We start from the raw sequence: 14,602 nt of genomic DNA on the forward strand, positions 1-14,602 counted from the left end.
AATCCATCTGCAAAAAAACGCAAACAGTGGTGAATTATTTCGCATGCGCTTGTATCTGAACTGACAGAGCGGTGCCATCGCAACGATGGCACCTCCCCTGTTCAGATTTAGAGTGGCCCGCATGAAATTACGTAAGAAAAGCGTCAAACCCATCGGATTGAAAGACATCACCATCGTCGACGACACCAAGGTCCGCAAGGCAATCACCGCCGCTGCCCTGGGCAACGCCATGGAATGGTTCGACTTCGGCGTCTACGGTTTCGTCGCCTATGTGCTGGGTAAAGTGTTCTTCCCCGACGCTTCGCCCAGCGTACAAATGATCGCCGCACTGGCCACTTTCTCCGTGCCCTTCCTGATTCGGCCCCTGGGCGGCCTGTTCTTCGGTGCGCTGGGCGACAAATATGGGCGGCAGAAAGTGCTCGCCGCAACCATCGTGATCATGTCCTTGAGTACTTTTGCCATCGGCCTGATCCCCGGTTACGCCTCCATCGGCATCTGGGCACCGATCCTGTTGCTGCTGTGCAAGATGGCCCAGGGCTTCTCGGTCGGCGGCGAATACACCGGTGCCTCGATCTTCGTCGCCGAATACGCCCCCGACCGCAAACGCGGGTTCCTCGGCAGTTGGCTGGACTTCGGTTCGATTGCCGGCTTCGTGCTGGGCGCAGGTGTGGTGGTGTTGATTTCCAGCGTGTTGGGCGAAGAACAATTTGAAGCCTGGGGATGGCGCCTGCCGTTCTTCCTCGCCCTGCCCCTGGGCATCATCGGCCTGTACCTGCGTCACGCGCTGGAAGAAACCCCGGCTTTCCAGCAGCACATGGACAAACTCGAGCAAGGCGATCGCCAGGGCCTGACTCACGGTCCCAAAGTGTCGTTCAAGGAAGTCGCGACCAAACACTGGCGCAGCCTGCTGACCTGCATCGGTATCGTCGCGGCCACCAACGTGACCTACTACATGCTGCTCACCTACATGCCCAGCTACCTGTCGCACAACCTGCACTACAAAGAAAACAGCGGCGTGCTGATCATCATCGCGATCATGGTCGGCATGCTGTTCGTACAGCCGTTCATTGGGTTTATCAGCGACAAGATCGGCCGCAAGCCTTTCATCATTGCCGGTAGCGTCGGCCTGCTGTTGCTGGCGATCCCCGCATTCATGCTGATCACCAGCGGCAAGATCGGCCTGATCTTCGGCGGCCTGTTGATCCTGGCCATTGTGCTGAACTTTTACATCGGCGTGATGGCGTCGACCCTGCCCGCCATGTTCCCTACTCATATCCGCTACAGCGCGTTGGCCAGTGCCTTCAACGTCTCGGTGCTGATCGCCGGCCTCACCCCTACCGCCACGGCCTGGCTGGTAGAAAGCACCGATAACCTGTACATGCCCGCCTACTACCTGATGCTGTTTGCCGTGGTCGGCCTGATCACCGGCCTGACCATGAAGGAAACCGCCAATCGTCCACTGCGCGGCGCCGCGCCGGCAGCCTCGGACATGGAGGAAGCCAAGGAGTTGCTGCGCGAACATCACGATAACATCGAGCAGAAAATCGAAGACATCGATGCCGAAATCGCCGAACTGGAAGCCAAGCGCAAGAGCCTGGTAGAGCAACATCCACGTATCAACTAAGCTACAGGCGTGGCGGCGCTGGCCGCCACGCAACCAGAGTGCCGAACCATGATTCCAAGCATCACCTCACCACACGCCTTACTCAGCGCCGATGAGCGTGCCGCCATTGCCGAGATCGAAGCCACCACCAGCATCCTGCAATTGGTGACCCGCCTGACCGGCATGCGCTTTGCCGGCATCGCTAAATTCGCCGACCTGGAATGGGTGGTCTGTTCCGCGTATGACACCGCCGACATGGGTATCCACGTCAATGATGTGCTCGACCTGGAAACCACCCTGTGCAGTGAGTTCTGCGTCGACCCCCAGGCGCTGTTCATCCCGCAGATCAGCCAGAATGGCCGCTTTGCCGCACGCCCGGTGGTCAAGCAATTCGCGATTGAAAGCTACGCCGGCGCGCCTATTTTCCTGCCGGACGGCCGCCTGTTCGGCGCGCTGTGTGCCCTGGACTCGCGGGCGATGCTGTTTGACGACCCCAACCTGCCGGAAACCCTGAGCCTGTTTGCGCGGCTGATCGGGTGCATTTTCTTCGCTAACTTAACGGCGGCCGAACAGTAACACCCTGCTTGCCCCGTAGCGCGGCCATATCGCGCTTTGGGGGCACGCCGAACAGTCGGCTGTACTCACGACTGAATTGTGAAGGGCTTTCATACCCCACTTTGAAGGCGGCACTGGACACGTCCTGGTGCTCGTTCAACATCAAGCGCCGCGCTTCGTTCAAGCGCAGCCACTTCTGATACTGCAACGGGCTCATTGCGGTGAGCTGGCGGAAATGATGATGAAACGTGGCCGCGCTCATTTGCACGCGAGCCGCCAATTCATCCACCCGTAAGGGTTCGTCGTAATTGAGCTTCAACCAGTCGATCGCCTTGGCGATGCGATAGCCCTGACCGTCCACGGAACAAATCTGGCGCAGACGCCCGGCCTGATCGCTCTTGAGCAATCGGTAGTGGATTTCGCGTTGAATCAACGGGGCGAGCACCGGTATCGCCTCGGGCTCATCCAGCAACGCAACCAACCGCGCAAACGCCATCAGCAGGCCCTCGGTGACAGTGCCGATTCCTACCCCCTTCATCACTGCCCTTTCTCGGGGCGACGGCAACTCACCCTGAGCGATCAATTCGGCCAGGATCCGCACGTCCAGCTTGAAGGTCAGGCCCAGGCAAGGCAGGGCTGCACTGGCGGCCAGCACCTCGGAGTTGGCCGGAATGTCCAGCGAGGTCAGCAGAAATCGCGAGGTGTCGTAGGGGTAACCCACGCCGCCGACCCACAACTGCTTTGCGCCTTGGGCGACCAGCACAATGCTTGGCTCGACCATGCATACCACCGGCGGCGCCGGCTGCTCACGCCGATAAAAGCCCAGGCCCGGGATAGGCGTTGGGCAGTCACCCGGTGCTGAAACCTGCGAAGCGATGGTGTGGATCAAGCTATCCAGAGACGTTTGATTGATCTTCATAAAGGGCTCTTTTCTCTCGTCATGGAACTTTACCCCGGACAGTTCATGAACGTCCCCGGCAAACGTCAAGACTCAGAGGATCAGGCAAGTAATCCAGTGGAACGCACTACAGAACCACAGGCGACACCGGGAAAATGCCCGGACAAACCTTCTCACGGAACACGCCATGAAAAGCCTCTTGCTCGCCCTGAGTGTGCTGCTGACGTCTTTTTCTTCACTGGGAGCCGATATGTCCAACGGTGCTGACAACTTCTACAAAAGCGACAAGGTGACCGTCGAAAAAGTCACCTTCAACAACCAATATGGCATGCCGGTCGTGGCTAATCTGTTCGTGCCGAAAAACCTTGCGCCGGCCTCCAAAAATGCGGCAATTGTCGTCGGTCACCCAATGGGCGCCGTCAAAGAACAGAGCGCGAATCTCTACGCGACCAAAATGGCCGAACAAGGCTTCGTCACCCTGTCTCTGGACCTGTCGTTCTGGGGTGAAAGCGCAGGCTCGCCACGTAACGCGGTGCTGCCTGACCTCTACGTTGAAGACTTCAGCGCCGCGGTGGATTTCCTCGGCACACGCCCAATGGTTGATCGTGAACGCATCGGTGTGATCGGCATCTGCGGCAGTGGCAGCTTCGCCATTGCCGCGGCGAAAATCGACCCACGCTTCAAGGCCATCGCCACCGTGAGCATGTACGACATGGGGGCGGCCAACCGTAATGGCCTCAAACACGGCGTAACGCTGGAGCAACGCCGGCAACAGCTGCGCCAGGCGGCCAACCAGCGCTACGTGGAATTCCAGGGTGGCGACAGCCTCTACACCGGTGGCACCCCGCACGCCCTCAGCGGCGATGCGGTGGGCGATGAGTTCTACGATTTCTACCGCACCCCGCGCGGCGCATTCACCCCGGCCGGCGCGTCGGCGCAAACCACGACGCAGCCGACGCTGACCAGCAACGTGAAGTTCATGAACTTCTACCCGTTCAACGACATTGAGACGATCTCTCCGCGCCCACTGTTATTGATCGCCGGCGCTGATGCCCACTCCCGCGAATTCAGCGAGGATGCCTATCAGCGTGCCGCCGAACCCAAGGAGCTGGTGATCATCCCTGGTGCCGGCCATGTGGATCTGTACGACCGAGTCAATCTGATCCCGTTCACCAAGCTCACCGCATTCTTCAAAGGCAACTTGAAGTGACCGCCGATAATACTCATACGCACGGTTGGGCTGCGGTGTTCGCGATGTCCCTGGCGGCGTTCGCCCTGGTGGCCTCTGAATTCATGCCCGTGAGCTTGCTGACCCCGTTGGCGGCTGACCTGCAGATCTCCGAGGGTCAGGCCGGCCAGGGCATCTCGGTATCCGGGCTGTTTGCCTTGCTCACCAGCCTGGTCATCGCGGCTGTCGCGGCACGGGTTGATCGCAAACGCCTGTTGCTGGGGTTGACCTTGCTGATGGCCCTGTCGGGAACCGTGGTTGCGCTGGCGCCAAATTACCTGGCGTTCATGTTCGGCCGCGCGCTGATTGGCGTGGCCATAGGCGGTTTCTGGTCGCTGTCGGCCGCCACTGCGATGCGCCTGGTGCCATCGGCCCAGGTGCCGCGCGCCTTGGCTATCGTCAATGGCGGTAACGCATTGGCAACAGTGATCGCGGCACCACTGGGCAGTTTTCTCGGCGGACTGATGGGTTGGCGTGGCGCATTCTTTTGTGTCGTTCCGGTTGCCGTGGTGGCTTGCGTATGGCTGCTGGTGAGCCTGCCGTCGATAAAGACGCCCGCCGCAACCCACTCCGGCAATGTGCTGCGCTTACTCAAAAATGCTTCGGTGGCTCTGGGCATGCTCGCTGTCAGTGTATTTTTCATGGGCCAGTTCATGCTGTTCACTTACCTGCGTCCGTTTTTGGAAAGCGTGACTCAAGTGAGTGTGTCCACCCTGTCATTGATGCTGCTGGTGCTCGGCCTGGCCGGTCTTGCGGGGACGTTCCTGATCGAACGGTTCTTGAAAAACGCTCTTTACCCTGCGCTTATCGCCATCCCACTGTTGATGGCCGTGATCGCCGTGGCGCTGGTGGCATTTGGCAGTTCCCCCATCGGCACCACGGTATTGCTGGGTTTCTGGGGCCTGGTGGCCACTGCCGCGCCGGTGGGTTGGTGGACCTGGCTGTCGCGCGAGCTGCCCGATGACGCTGAGGCCGGCGGCGGCTTGATGGTCGCAATCATTCAATTGGCGATTACTGCCGGTGCCACGGTCGGTGGCCTGGCGTTCGATCACTGGGGCTATCAGGCGACCTTTGCGCTGAGCGCGGCATCTTTGGGTATCGCCGCACTGCTCGCTTGCCTGGCCGCACGGCGCGCCTCGTTGACAGCCGTGGACGACTGCCCTAGCGGAAAAACTGACTCGGCGTCTTGCCGAACTGTTTCTTGAACATATTGGTAAAGGCGCTCGGGCTTTCGTAGCCCAGCTCGATCGCCACATCAATGATCTTCTCCCCCACCGCAATGCGCTCCAACGCCAATAACAACCGCGCCTGCTGGCGCCACTGGCCGAAGGTCAGGCCGGTTTCCTTGCGGAACAGGCGCTGGATGGTCTTCTGGTCGAGGTCCAGTCGGTCACTCCAATCCGCCACCGTCGAGGCATCGCCCGCGTCCTGTTGCAACGCCTGGCAGATGCGATTGATGCGCGCATCGGCGGGCTGCGGCAACGACAGCGGCAGCGCCGGCAGAATCGCCAGCTCGTCGAGGATCAGGTGCATGATCCGCGCATCGCGGGAGTCCTCGGCATAAGGTGGCTTCAAACTCACCGACGCCTTGATCAGCTCACTGAGCAGCGGTGAAATGCTCACGGCCTTGGTTTCGGTGGGCAGATTCGGGAAGGCGTCCGGGCGCACGAATACGCTGCGCATCTTCAACGTCCCCACGCAACGCAGCGAATGCACTTGCCCGCTGGGCATCCAGAAACCGCGATTGGACGGCACCGTCCATTGGTTCTGCGCCGAGTGCACCACCATCACCCCTTCAATGGCGTAGAGTAGTTGGTGCTTTTCGTGACTGTGGTCGGGGATCACCCAGTTTTCGGGGTAATCCGTGGCGGAACTGATGACAGCCCAGTCGCCCTCATCGATCTCCTGCAAAAATTCATCCAATGGTTTGATCATTTCGCCCTTTTTGCGATAGTTGCCTCCCGATTTTCGCGAGACAGGCATTTGCGCCGAATCTAGCATAAACGCCGAAACAATTTGAAATGGGCAGCCAGCTCAAGTACTGGCAGCCCTGGATCGCTGCCTTGTATGGAATGCCTGCATGTCGACACTGACCGCGTCACCCGCCGCTGCAACCACTGCGCCACAGATAAGCCCCTTGGTCATGCGCGTCCTCGGTGCCTGCGCCCTCGCGCACCTGATCAATGACCTGATCCAGGCCGTGCTGCCGTCGATCTACCCGATGCTCAAGGCCAACTATGGGCTGAGCTTCACCCAGGTGGGCCTGATCACCCTGACCTTTCAATTGACCGCGTCCTTGCTGCAACCCTGGATCGGTTATCACACCGACCGTCATCCCAAGCCGTGGCTCTTGCCGGCGGGCATGGTGTGCACCTTGATCGGTATTCTGATGCTGGCATTCGTCGGCTCCTTCCCGGCGATCCTGCTGGCGGCGGCGCTGGTCGGCGTCGGTTCGTCGACCTTCCACCCGGAGACCTCGCGCGTCGCTCGCCTGGCCTCGGGCGGCCGTTATGGCCTGGCGCAATCGACCTTCCAGGTCGGCGGCAACACCGGCAGCGCCTTCGGCCCGTTGCTCGCGGCGGCAATCATCATCCCCTACGGCCAAACCCACATCGCCTGGTTCGGGCTGTTCGCCGTCTTCGCGATCCTCGTGCTGTACGGCTTGAGCCGCTGGTACCGCCACCACCTCAACCTGTTCAAACTCAAGCAAGGCACCCAGGCGACCCACGGTTTGTCCAAAGGCCGCGTGACCTTTGCCCTGGTGGTGCTGGCCATACTGGTGTTCTCCAAATACTGGTACATGACCAGCCTGACCAGCTACTTCACGTTCTACCTGATCGAAAAATTCCAGCTGTCGGTCGCCAGTTCCCAGATGTACCTGTTCCTGTTCCTCGGCGCGGTGGCCGTCGGCACCTTCGCGGGCGGCCCGATCGGCGACAAGATCGGGCGCAAGAAAGTCATCTGGTTCTCCATTCTCGGCGCGGCGCCCTTCACCCTGGCCCTGCCCTATGTCGACCTGTTCTGGACGGCGGTCTTGAGCGTCGTGATCGGGTTTATCATTGCCTCGGCCTTCTCGGCCATCGTGGTGTATGCCCAGGAACTGGTGCCCGGCAATGTGGGCATGATCGCCGGGATTTTCTTCGGCCTGATGTTCGGCTTCAGCGGTATCGGCGCGGCATTGCTCGGCTTGCTCGCCGACAGCCACGGCATCGAGTACGTCTACAAACTGTGTTCGTTCCTGCCGCTGGTGGGCATCCTGACAGTACTGCTGCCGTCGACCAAAGGCGCCTGACCCGCCGATCATCGGCTGGCAGTACGCCAGCACGATGAACGCTCTGAAAAACCTGCGTGTGCGCTTACAATCCCGGTCTTTAGCGCACACCCAGGCAGACCCGGCACGAAATGACGCTCGACCCTCCTACGATTCTGGCACTCTCCGTTGCCCTGGCAGCCGCTGCCGCCCTGTACCTGGCCGTTGAATGGCGCAGCGTGCGCGAACCTTCGTTGTTGTTCTGGAGCGCCGGTTTCGCCACCATCAGCCTCGGCTCCACGCTGGCCCTGCTGCGTGTCAGCGGCTTCTTGACGATTGGTATCTGGTTCGCCAACGGCCTGCTGGTCACCGCACACTTTCTGTTTTTGCTCGGCGTCGCACGCTTTACCCAGCGACAGTTGTCAGCGTTATGGCTGCTGATGCCCATTGTCTGGTTCGGCATGCTGACGCTCCCCGCCGACCTGCCCTGGTCCAAGGCCATGCTGGCCGTGCAATCGCTGCTGGTGGCGCTGCCCACCCTGTGTGCCAGCGCGTTGCTGCGCCCCCATGGCAAGTCGCTGAGCATCGGTGCCGTGCAACTGCGTTATGTGCTGCTGATCCACGGCGCGTTCTATGTAGCCAAGGCGCTGTCTGTATTGATCCCCGGTACCATCATTGACCTAACGGCCTTCAAGGGCGAAATCATCCAGGTCTCGCTGGTGGAAGGCGCCATGGCGATCATGCTGATTGCGCTGTCGATGACCGGCTCCGAACGCTACCGCCGCGAACAACAGATCGCCAGCCTCGCCGCCCGCGACCCACTGACCGCTCTCTACAACCGCCGCGCCCTCGACCTGCGCGCGCCGCGCCTGCTTGCCCAGGCCTCACCTGCGCAACCGGGCGCTCTGTTGCTGATTGATATCGACAATTTCAAACTGGTCAACGACCTCTACGGCCATACCGCCGGAGACCGACTGCTGATCGCCTTGAGCGAGATGATTCGCACGGTGGGCCCCGAAGGCTCACTGGCCGCCCGCCTGGGCGGCGATGAGTTCGTGATCCTGCTCAATGACACCTCGACCGACCGTATCGTGGAACTCGGCAGCAACCTGCGCGCCCAATTCCACCAGTTCGCCTCGCAGTCCTTCACAACACCCGCGCCGATCACGTTGAGTATCGGCGCCAACCTGTTCGACCAGCCGCCGGACAGCCTCGCGGCATTGATAGAACTGGGTGATACCGCACTCTACGAAACCAAGCGAGGTGGGCGTGACAGCATTCGATTGGTGGATCGCACCGGGGCTTGCTAGCGTGCGGGAGGCGAGCACCTCACTCATCCTGGTAGCCCTTCACGACGATATACAACAACGGCCCCACCGAAACGAACACCGCCGTCAGCACGAAATAGGGCAGTACGCCGAGCACTGACCGCCCGCGCTTGCGCGCATCCCGATACATCCACACACACGCCAGCACGGCCATCAGATACAGGTCGATCACGACCTGCGCCGTGTCCGGCCGCGTCATCAGTTCCCAGCCGAACGCAAGCAACGACTGCTCGGCCGTGAACATCACCGCCAGGCTGTACAGCGAAAACCCGAGCAACGTGGCCAGGGCGATATAGGGTCTTGTGGGCATGGTTTCTTCCTTGCAATGAACGAGGCCTACCCTAGTGATAAGGTGACTGCCCTCGCAATGACCTCGGAGGTCATGACCACGCCATGGACATCACTGTTACCGCCGGCGAACTGCTACGCCAACTGCGCCGCCACGCCCGCCTGAGCCAACTGGACCTGGCCTTGATCACGGGCGTCTCCCAGCGTCACCTCAGTTGCATCGAAACCGGCCGCGCCAAGCCGAGCCCGGGCACGTTGCATACTGTGCTGACGGCATTGGAGGCCCCGCTCGAGCAGTGCAACCGCGTGTTCCTCGCCGCCGGCTACGCCCCCCGCTACATCGCCACCCCACTTGCATCGCCCGCCATGGCGGCGGTTCGCGAAGCGGTCAGCCACGTACTGCACGCCAACAACCCTGCACCTGCGATTCTGCTGGGCAGCCAGTGGGAAGTGCTGGCGGCGAACGCGAGTACCGCCGTGTTGTTTGAACTGGTGGGCATCCAGCCGGATGCGGCCGATGGCATCAACTTGCTAACCACGCTGTTGCAAGCGGGCGGCCTGGGCGATCACCTGATCAACGCCGAAGAGATCCGCAGCCTGGCCTGGCAGCGGGCAACCCGCGAAGCACTGGGCAATCCTGCCTTGGCGACATTATTGGCAGACTTACCAACGCCGGCCGGCACAGAACTTCCCGCGTCAATGCCGCCGTTGGTGCTGACGCGCATCCGCTCGACCCGTGGCGCGCTGAACTTCCTGTCGACCTTTACCACCTTCGGCATGCCTCAGGACATCACCCTGACCTCGCTGCGTATCGAGCATCTGATTCCCGCCGACGAGGCTACATGGCAAGTGATGCGTGGCGCCTACGCGGATTATGTGGCGCTGGTCTTGTGAAATATCTGTCCGTAGACTGCCGCCATACCTCCCATCTGAAGGCGGCGAAAAAACGTGATGCAAGTTACCGAAGTCTCCATTGCCCAATTGCGCGCGGCGCTTGAAAGCGGCCAGACCACGGCCGTTGAACTGGTCAAGGCTTATCTGGCGCGGATCGACGCCTATGACGGCCCGCAGACCGCTACGGCCTTGAATGCCGTGGTGGTGCGCAACCCCGCAGCCCTTGAAGAAGCCCAGGCGTCCGATGCGCGCCGGGCGAGAGGCGAAACCTTGGGGCCATTGGATGGCATCCCCTACACCGCCAAGGACAGCTACCTGGTCAAGGGCCTGACGGCAGCCTCGGGCAGCCCGGCCTTCGCTGAACTGACGGCCCATCGCGACGCCTTCACCATCGAACGCCTGCGGGCCGGTGGCGCTATCTGCCTGGGCAAGACCAACATGCCGCCGATGGCCAATGGCGGGATGCAACGCGGCGTATATGGCCGTGCAGAAAGCCCCTACAACGCCGATTACCTCACTGCGCCCTTTGCCTCCGGCTCGTCCAACGGCGCCGGCACCGCGACAGCTGCCAGCTTCAGCGCATTCGGCCTGGCCGAAGAAACCTGGTCGAGCGGGCGCGGCCCGGCATCCAACAATGGCCTGTGCGCCTACACGCCGTCCCGTGGGGTGATTTCAGTACGCGGCAACTGGCCGTTGACGCCGACCATGGACGTGGTGGTGCCGTACGCACGCATCATGGCCGACCTGTTGGAAGTACTCGATGTGGTAGTCGCCGAAGACCCCGATACCCGTGGCGACCTGTGGCGCCTGCAACCCTGGGTACCGATCCCGAGCGTGGCCTCGGTGCGCCCGGTTTCTTACGCTGAATTGGCAGCGACTTCCGAGTCCCTCACGGGCAAACGCTTTGGCGTACCGCACATGTACATCAACGCCGACCCCGAGGCCGGCACCAGCGAAAAACCTGGCATCGGCGGGCCGACCGGGCAAAAGATCAACACCCGTGCCAGCGTGATCGACCTGTGGAAGGCGGCCCGCCAGGCGCTGGAAGCTGCTGGTGCCGAGGTGATCGAGGTGGATTTCCCGCTGGTCTCCAACTGCGAAGGCGACCGCCCCGGTGCGCCGACCGTGTTTACCCGCGGCCTGGTGTCCAAGGAATTCCTGCACGATGAATTGTGGGAACTGTCGGCCTGGGCCTTCGATGACTTCCTGCGCGCCAACGGTGACCCGACTCTCAATCGCCTGGCGGATGTCGACGGGCCGAAGATCTTCCCCCATGACCCTGGCACCCTGCCCAACCGTGAAGACGACCTGGCCGCCGGCATGGATGAATACGTGCGCATGGCCGAGCGTGGCATCAAACCGTGGAATGAGATCAGCACCTTGCCCGACGGGCTGCGCGGCCTGGAGCAGACCCGACGGGTTGACCTGGAAGACTGGATGGACAAGCTGGGGCTCGACGCCGTGCTGTTCCCCACCGTGGCTGACGTAGGCCCGGCAGATGCCGACGTGAACGAGGCCAGCGCCGATATCGCCTGGAGCAACGGTGTCTGGGTAGCCAACGGCAACCTCGCCATTCGCCACCTGGGCGTGCCCACCGTAACCGTGCCGATGGGCGTGATGGCGGACATCGGCATGCCGGTGGGGTTGACCTTTGCCGGGCGCGCTTATGACGATTCGCAACTGCTGCGCTTTGCCTGCGCGTTTGAAGCCACCGGCAACCGCCGCGTCATTCCCCCGCGCACGCCGCCGTTGCCGGCAGACTGAACACAGTCAAAAATTTAGGGTTTGTTGTGGCGAGCAAGCTTGCTCGCCACATAGGTGCGCTCCAGGTTCGACTGTGTTTCAAACCAAGGGCACGGCTATCAGCAGAATGGTCGTGCCGTGGGTGAGCGTGGCGGGCAACACGCCATAACGCATACGCACCCACGCGCAGGCCAGCCCTTCGATCAAGGTGAACAGCAACACCGGCCAGCCCAGCGCAGTGACGCTCAAGGCCAGAAAGGAATGACAGAAGGCAAAGGCCACGCCACTGATCAAGGCCGCACGCATCGGCGTGACCTGCTGTTCCAGATAGCCCTGCAGGAAACCACGAAACAACACCTCTTCCAGCGCATTGCCGCCAAAGGCCAGCACCACTATGCCCGGCAGCCACACCCAGTAGCCGTAGATCTCGGACACGTCGATGCCTTGGTAAACCCGCAGCGGCACCCCCATCAGACACCCCACCGCCAAGCCAATGGCCAGGCCAATGGCAGGATGGCCGATGAACCAGCGCACCAGCCGCCACAGCTCTGGGGCTAGCCGCGCCAGCCACATGATCAGCAACACTGAAAGCCCACCCAACGCTGCCAATACAAAGGCGTTGTCGGTGAATGCGATCTGCGCTGCGCTGCCGAGCGACCACATATGCAACGGCGTCATCACATCGCGCATCAACACGAACGCCGCCAACAGAATCAGGATGCGCATCGCGGGCAACGCCCTGGGCGTCAGCGCAAACCACAGTCCAAATAACAGCACGCCGGGTGTCAGGCGGGTTACGTAGTGGGTCAACATCACCATTCCTTCGGCGATCATGGAGGGGTGGGTTCCTTGGGGAGATAAAAGGCGCGCAAGCATAGCCATCTGCCCGTTCTTCGGGAAGATACGCCGACATGATGAGACGTCGTATAAGCTGATAAAGCGCTTATTTTACGGAGCAAGACAAAATTAACTTTATTTACAGCACCTGATTACGGCATGGTTGTACGACGACATCAGTCATCATCTCCCCCACAACAATAAGGAAACACCAATGCGTAACATCAAAGTACTGATCGGTTTTCTGTGCCTGTTTTCCGGTGCGGTCTCAGCTGCGCCTGCCCCCGCTGAAAAAGAGGTGGCTCAAGCCGTCGACCAACTGACCCAAGCCATGCTCCACCTGGACCTCAAGCAGTTGCACGCGCTGACGTCCGACAAGCTCACCTATGGCCACTCCAGCGGCAAAGTGCAAAACAAGGCGCAATTCATCGCCGACCTGGAAACCCACACCAGCGCATTCAAGACCCTGGAGATGCAGAACCAGACCATCATCCTCGACGGCGACACCGCCCTGGTGCGCAACCACTTCCATGCCCTGGCGGTAAACAGCGGCGTCGAAGTGCCAACCGATATCGACAACTTCCAGGTCTGGCAGAAACAGCACGGCAAGTGGCTGCTGATCGGGCGCCAAGCCTACAAGTACTAGGTCACCACTCCACCACCTTGCGCACCTTGATCAAGGCTTCGCGCAATGCCGGCATTGCCACCGAGCCGAGTGCCAGACGCAACGCGTGGGGCACATAGGCCGAGACCGCAAACGGCTCGGCGGTGGACACTGAGATATGCTCGCGCTGCAAGGTCATGGCGATCTGGTCAGCGCGTGCATCCTCCCCCAGCGGTAGCCATAAAAAGTACGACGATGGGTGACTGATGTAGTCCACACCACTCAACACCTGAGCCGCCAAAGCCTGACGCGCCCGGGCATCCCGGCGTTTTTGCGCCTCCAACTGCGCCACGGTGCCGTCTTCGATCCAGGCCACGGCAATCGCGCTCATCACCCCCGGTACGTTCCAGGTCGTGGCCATGATCCTGCGCTCCAGTCCTTTTACCCAGGCGGGCGGCGCAGCGATGAAGCCGACTCGTAGCCCCGTGGCAACACTCTTGGAAAAACCACCGACGTACACCGTGCGCTCCGGCGCCAGGGCGGCCAGAGGCAATGGCGCGTCGTCGGCGAGAAAGGCGTAGGCCGCGTCCTCGATAATCATCAGATTGTGCTGACGGGCGATCTCGATCAGTTGCTCGCGCTGCGCCAGGCTCAGCACCCAGCCCAATGGGTTGTGCAACGTCGGAATGCTGTACACCGCGCGCACCGGTCGCTGGCGACACAGACGCTGCAAAAACGCCAGGTCCGGCCCGTCGGTGCCAACTGGAATCGCGACGATTTCCAGGTGCAGGGTTTCGGCCAGCACTTTGAATCCCGAATACGTGAGCGCGTCCACGGCGATCACATCCCCGGGCTTGAGCAATGCCATCATGCTCACCGCCAGGCCGTGCTGGGCACCGCTGACCACCAGCACCTGTTCAGCGTCCACGGTCAGCCCTCGGCTCAACAGATGCCGCGCCACTGCTGCACGCTCGTGCAGGCGACCGGCATGGGGCTGATAACGCAACAGGGCGTCGAGGTCGCCCGACAGGGCCAGTTGGCGCAACGCCGTGCGCAACAGGTCAGCCTGGCCAGGCAACGAGGGGTAATTGAAGTTGAGGTCGAGCATGCCCGTGGCGACGATCATCTGGCCACTGCCCTGCCCTGGCGGTAACGCGATCTCCCTTACGAAAGTGCCACGCCCGGTTTCACCGCTGACCAGGCCCATGGCTTCCAGCTCAGCGTACACGCGGCTGGCCGTGACCAAGGCCAGGCCATGCTCGGCAGCCAATTGTCGGTGGGTCGGCAGTCGGCTGCCAGGCGGCATTTTCCCGCTGCGGATTTGCGCGGCAAAGGTGTCGACCAGCGATTTGTAGCGGGCGCGCGGCATAGGCG

General features: G+C 61.4%; 14 protein-coding genes. 9 read left to right on the forward strand and 5 right to left on the reverse strand.

From position 1 onward, the window contains the following. The first annotated feature begins 121 nt into the window (after window positions 1–121). Both proP and M5B97_RS01485 read left to right on the forward strand, forming a co-directional pair. Complete coding sequence (gene proP / locus M5B97_RS01480; RefSeq protein ID WP_123718556.1) at window positions 122–1,624, forward strand: glycine betaine/L-proline transporter ProP; 1,503 nt, start codon at window positions 122–124, stop codon at window positions 1,622–1,624. Window positions 1,625–1,672: 48 nt separating this feature from the next. Beyond that, complete coding sequence (locus tag M5B97_RS01485) at window positions 1,673–2,179, forward strand: GAF domain-containing protein (protein WP_248730515.1); 507 nt, start codon at window positions 1,673–1,675, stop codon at window positions 2,177–2,179. Here the strand turns inward: M5B97_RS01485 and M5B97_RS01490 are convergent. Beyond that, a complete protein-coding gene (locus M5B97_RS01490) occupies window positions 2,154–3,077 on the reverse strand; it encodes an AraC family transcriptional regulator (protein ID WP_248730516.1) in 924 nt (307 codons plus the stop codon). The genes M5B97_RS01485 and M5B97_RS01490 overlap by 26 nt on opposite strands. Window positions 3,078–3,243: 166 nt before the next feature. Between M5B97_RS01490 and M5B97_RS01495 the strand changes: the two genes are divergently transcribed. Both M5B97_RS01495 and M5B97_RS01500 read left to right on the forward strand, forming a co-directional pair. After that, a complete protein-coding gene (locus M5B97_RS01495; protein WP_248730517.1) occupies window positions 3,244–4,266 on the forward strand; it encodes an alpha/beta hydrolase in 1,023 nt (340 codons plus the stop codon). A gap of 44 nt (window positions 4,267–4,310) precedes the next feature. After that, complete coding sequence (locus M5B97_RS01500) at window positions 4,311–5,489, forward strand: MFS transporter (RefSeq protein WP_248730653.1); 1,179 nt, start codon at window positions 4,311–4,313, stop codon at window positions 5,487–5,489. Here M5B97_RS01500 and M5B97_RS01505 read toward each other — a convergent pair. After that, window positions 5,446–6,267 carry a helix-turn-helix transcriptional regulator gene (locus M5B97_RS01505; protein WP_123718560.1) on the reverse strand — a complete coding sequence of 274 codons (822 nt, stop codon included), beginning with the start codon at window positions 6,265–6,267 and terminating at the stop codon, window positions 5,446–5,448. The genes M5B97_RS01500 and M5B97_RS01505 overlap by 44 nt on opposite strands. A gap of 97 nt (window positions 6,268–6,364) precedes the next feature. On the opposite strand from M5B97_RS01505, the gene M5B97_RS01510 reads away from it, so the two are divergent. Together M5B97_RS01510 and M5B97_RS01515 are read left to right on the forward strand one after the other, a co-directional pair. Beyond that, window positions 6,365–7,576, forward strand: coding sequence for an MFS transporter (locus tag M5B97_RS01510; RefSeq protein WP_123718561.1), 1,212 nt, complete (start codon window positions 6,365–6,367; stop codon window positions 7,574–7,576). Between the two features lie 110 nt (window positions 7,577–7,686). Continuing rightward, entirely contained in the window at window positions 7,687–8,844 is a 1,158-nt protein-coding gene (locus M5B97_RS01515) for a GGDEF domain-containing protein (RefSeq protein ID WP_248730518.1), read from the forward strand. Window positions 8,845–8,863: 19 nt separating this feature from the next. Here M5B97_RS01515 and M5B97_RS01520 read toward each other — a convergent pair whose 3' ends face one another. Next, entirely contained in the window at window positions 8,864–9,172 is a 309-nt protein-coding gene (locus tag M5B97_RS01520; protein WP_123718563.1) for a DUF2834 domain-containing protein, read from the reverse strand. An 83-nt stretch (window positions 9,173–9,255) separates the two neighbouring features. Here M5B97_RS01520 and M5B97_RS01525 point away from each other — a divergent pair, with 83 nt between their 5' ends. Both M5B97_RS01525 and M5B97_RS01530 read left to right on the forward strand, forming a co-directional pair. Then, window positions 9,256–10,044, forward strand: a complete 789-nt coding sequence (locus tag M5B97_RS01525) for a helix-turn-helix domain-containing protein (RefSeq protein ID WP_248730519.1) — start codon at window positions 9,256–9,258, stop codon at window positions 10,042–10,044. Between the two features lie 54 nt (window positions 10,045–10,098). Next, a complete protein-coding gene (locus M5B97_RS01530; protein ID WP_248730520.1) occupies window positions 10,099–11,808 on the forward strand; it encodes an amidase in 1,710 nt (569 codons plus the stop codon). A 78-nt stretch (window positions 11,809–11,886) separates the two neighbouring features. On the opposite strand, the gene M5B97_RS01535 is transcribed toward M5B97_RS01530, so the two are convergent. After that, window positions 11,887–12,621 (reverse strand): CPBP family intramembrane glutamic endopeptidase, encoded by a 735-nt coding sequence (locus M5B97_RS01535; RefSeq protein ID WP_248730521.1) that lies wholly within the window; start codon window positions 12,619–12,621, stop codon window positions 11,887–11,889. A 217-nt stretch (window positions 12,622–12,838) separates the two neighbouring features. Between M5B97_RS01535 and M5B97_RS01540 the strand changes: the two genes are divergently transcribed. Beyond that, window positions 12,839–13,270 (forward strand): nuclear transport factor 2 family protein, encoded by a 432-nt coding sequence (locus M5B97_RS01540; RefSeq protein WP_248730522.1) that lies wholly within the window; start codon window positions 12,839–12,841, stop codon window positions 13,268–13,270. Window position 13,271: 1 nt separating this feature from the next. Here M5B97_RS01540 and M5B97_RS01545 read toward each other — a convergent pair whose 3' ends face one another. After that, entirely contained in the window at window positions 13,272–14,597 is a 1,326-nt protein-coding gene (locus M5B97_RS01545) for a PLP-dependent aminotransferase family protein (protein WP_248730654.1), read from the reverse strand. Between the last annotated feature and the right edge of the window lie 5 nt (window positions 14,598–14,602).

The organism is Pseudomonas sp. MWU13-2517, assembly GCF_023242545.1.
Lineage (GTDB): Bacteria > Pseudomonadota > Gammaproteobacteria > Pseudomonadales > Pseudomonadaceae > Aquipseudomonas.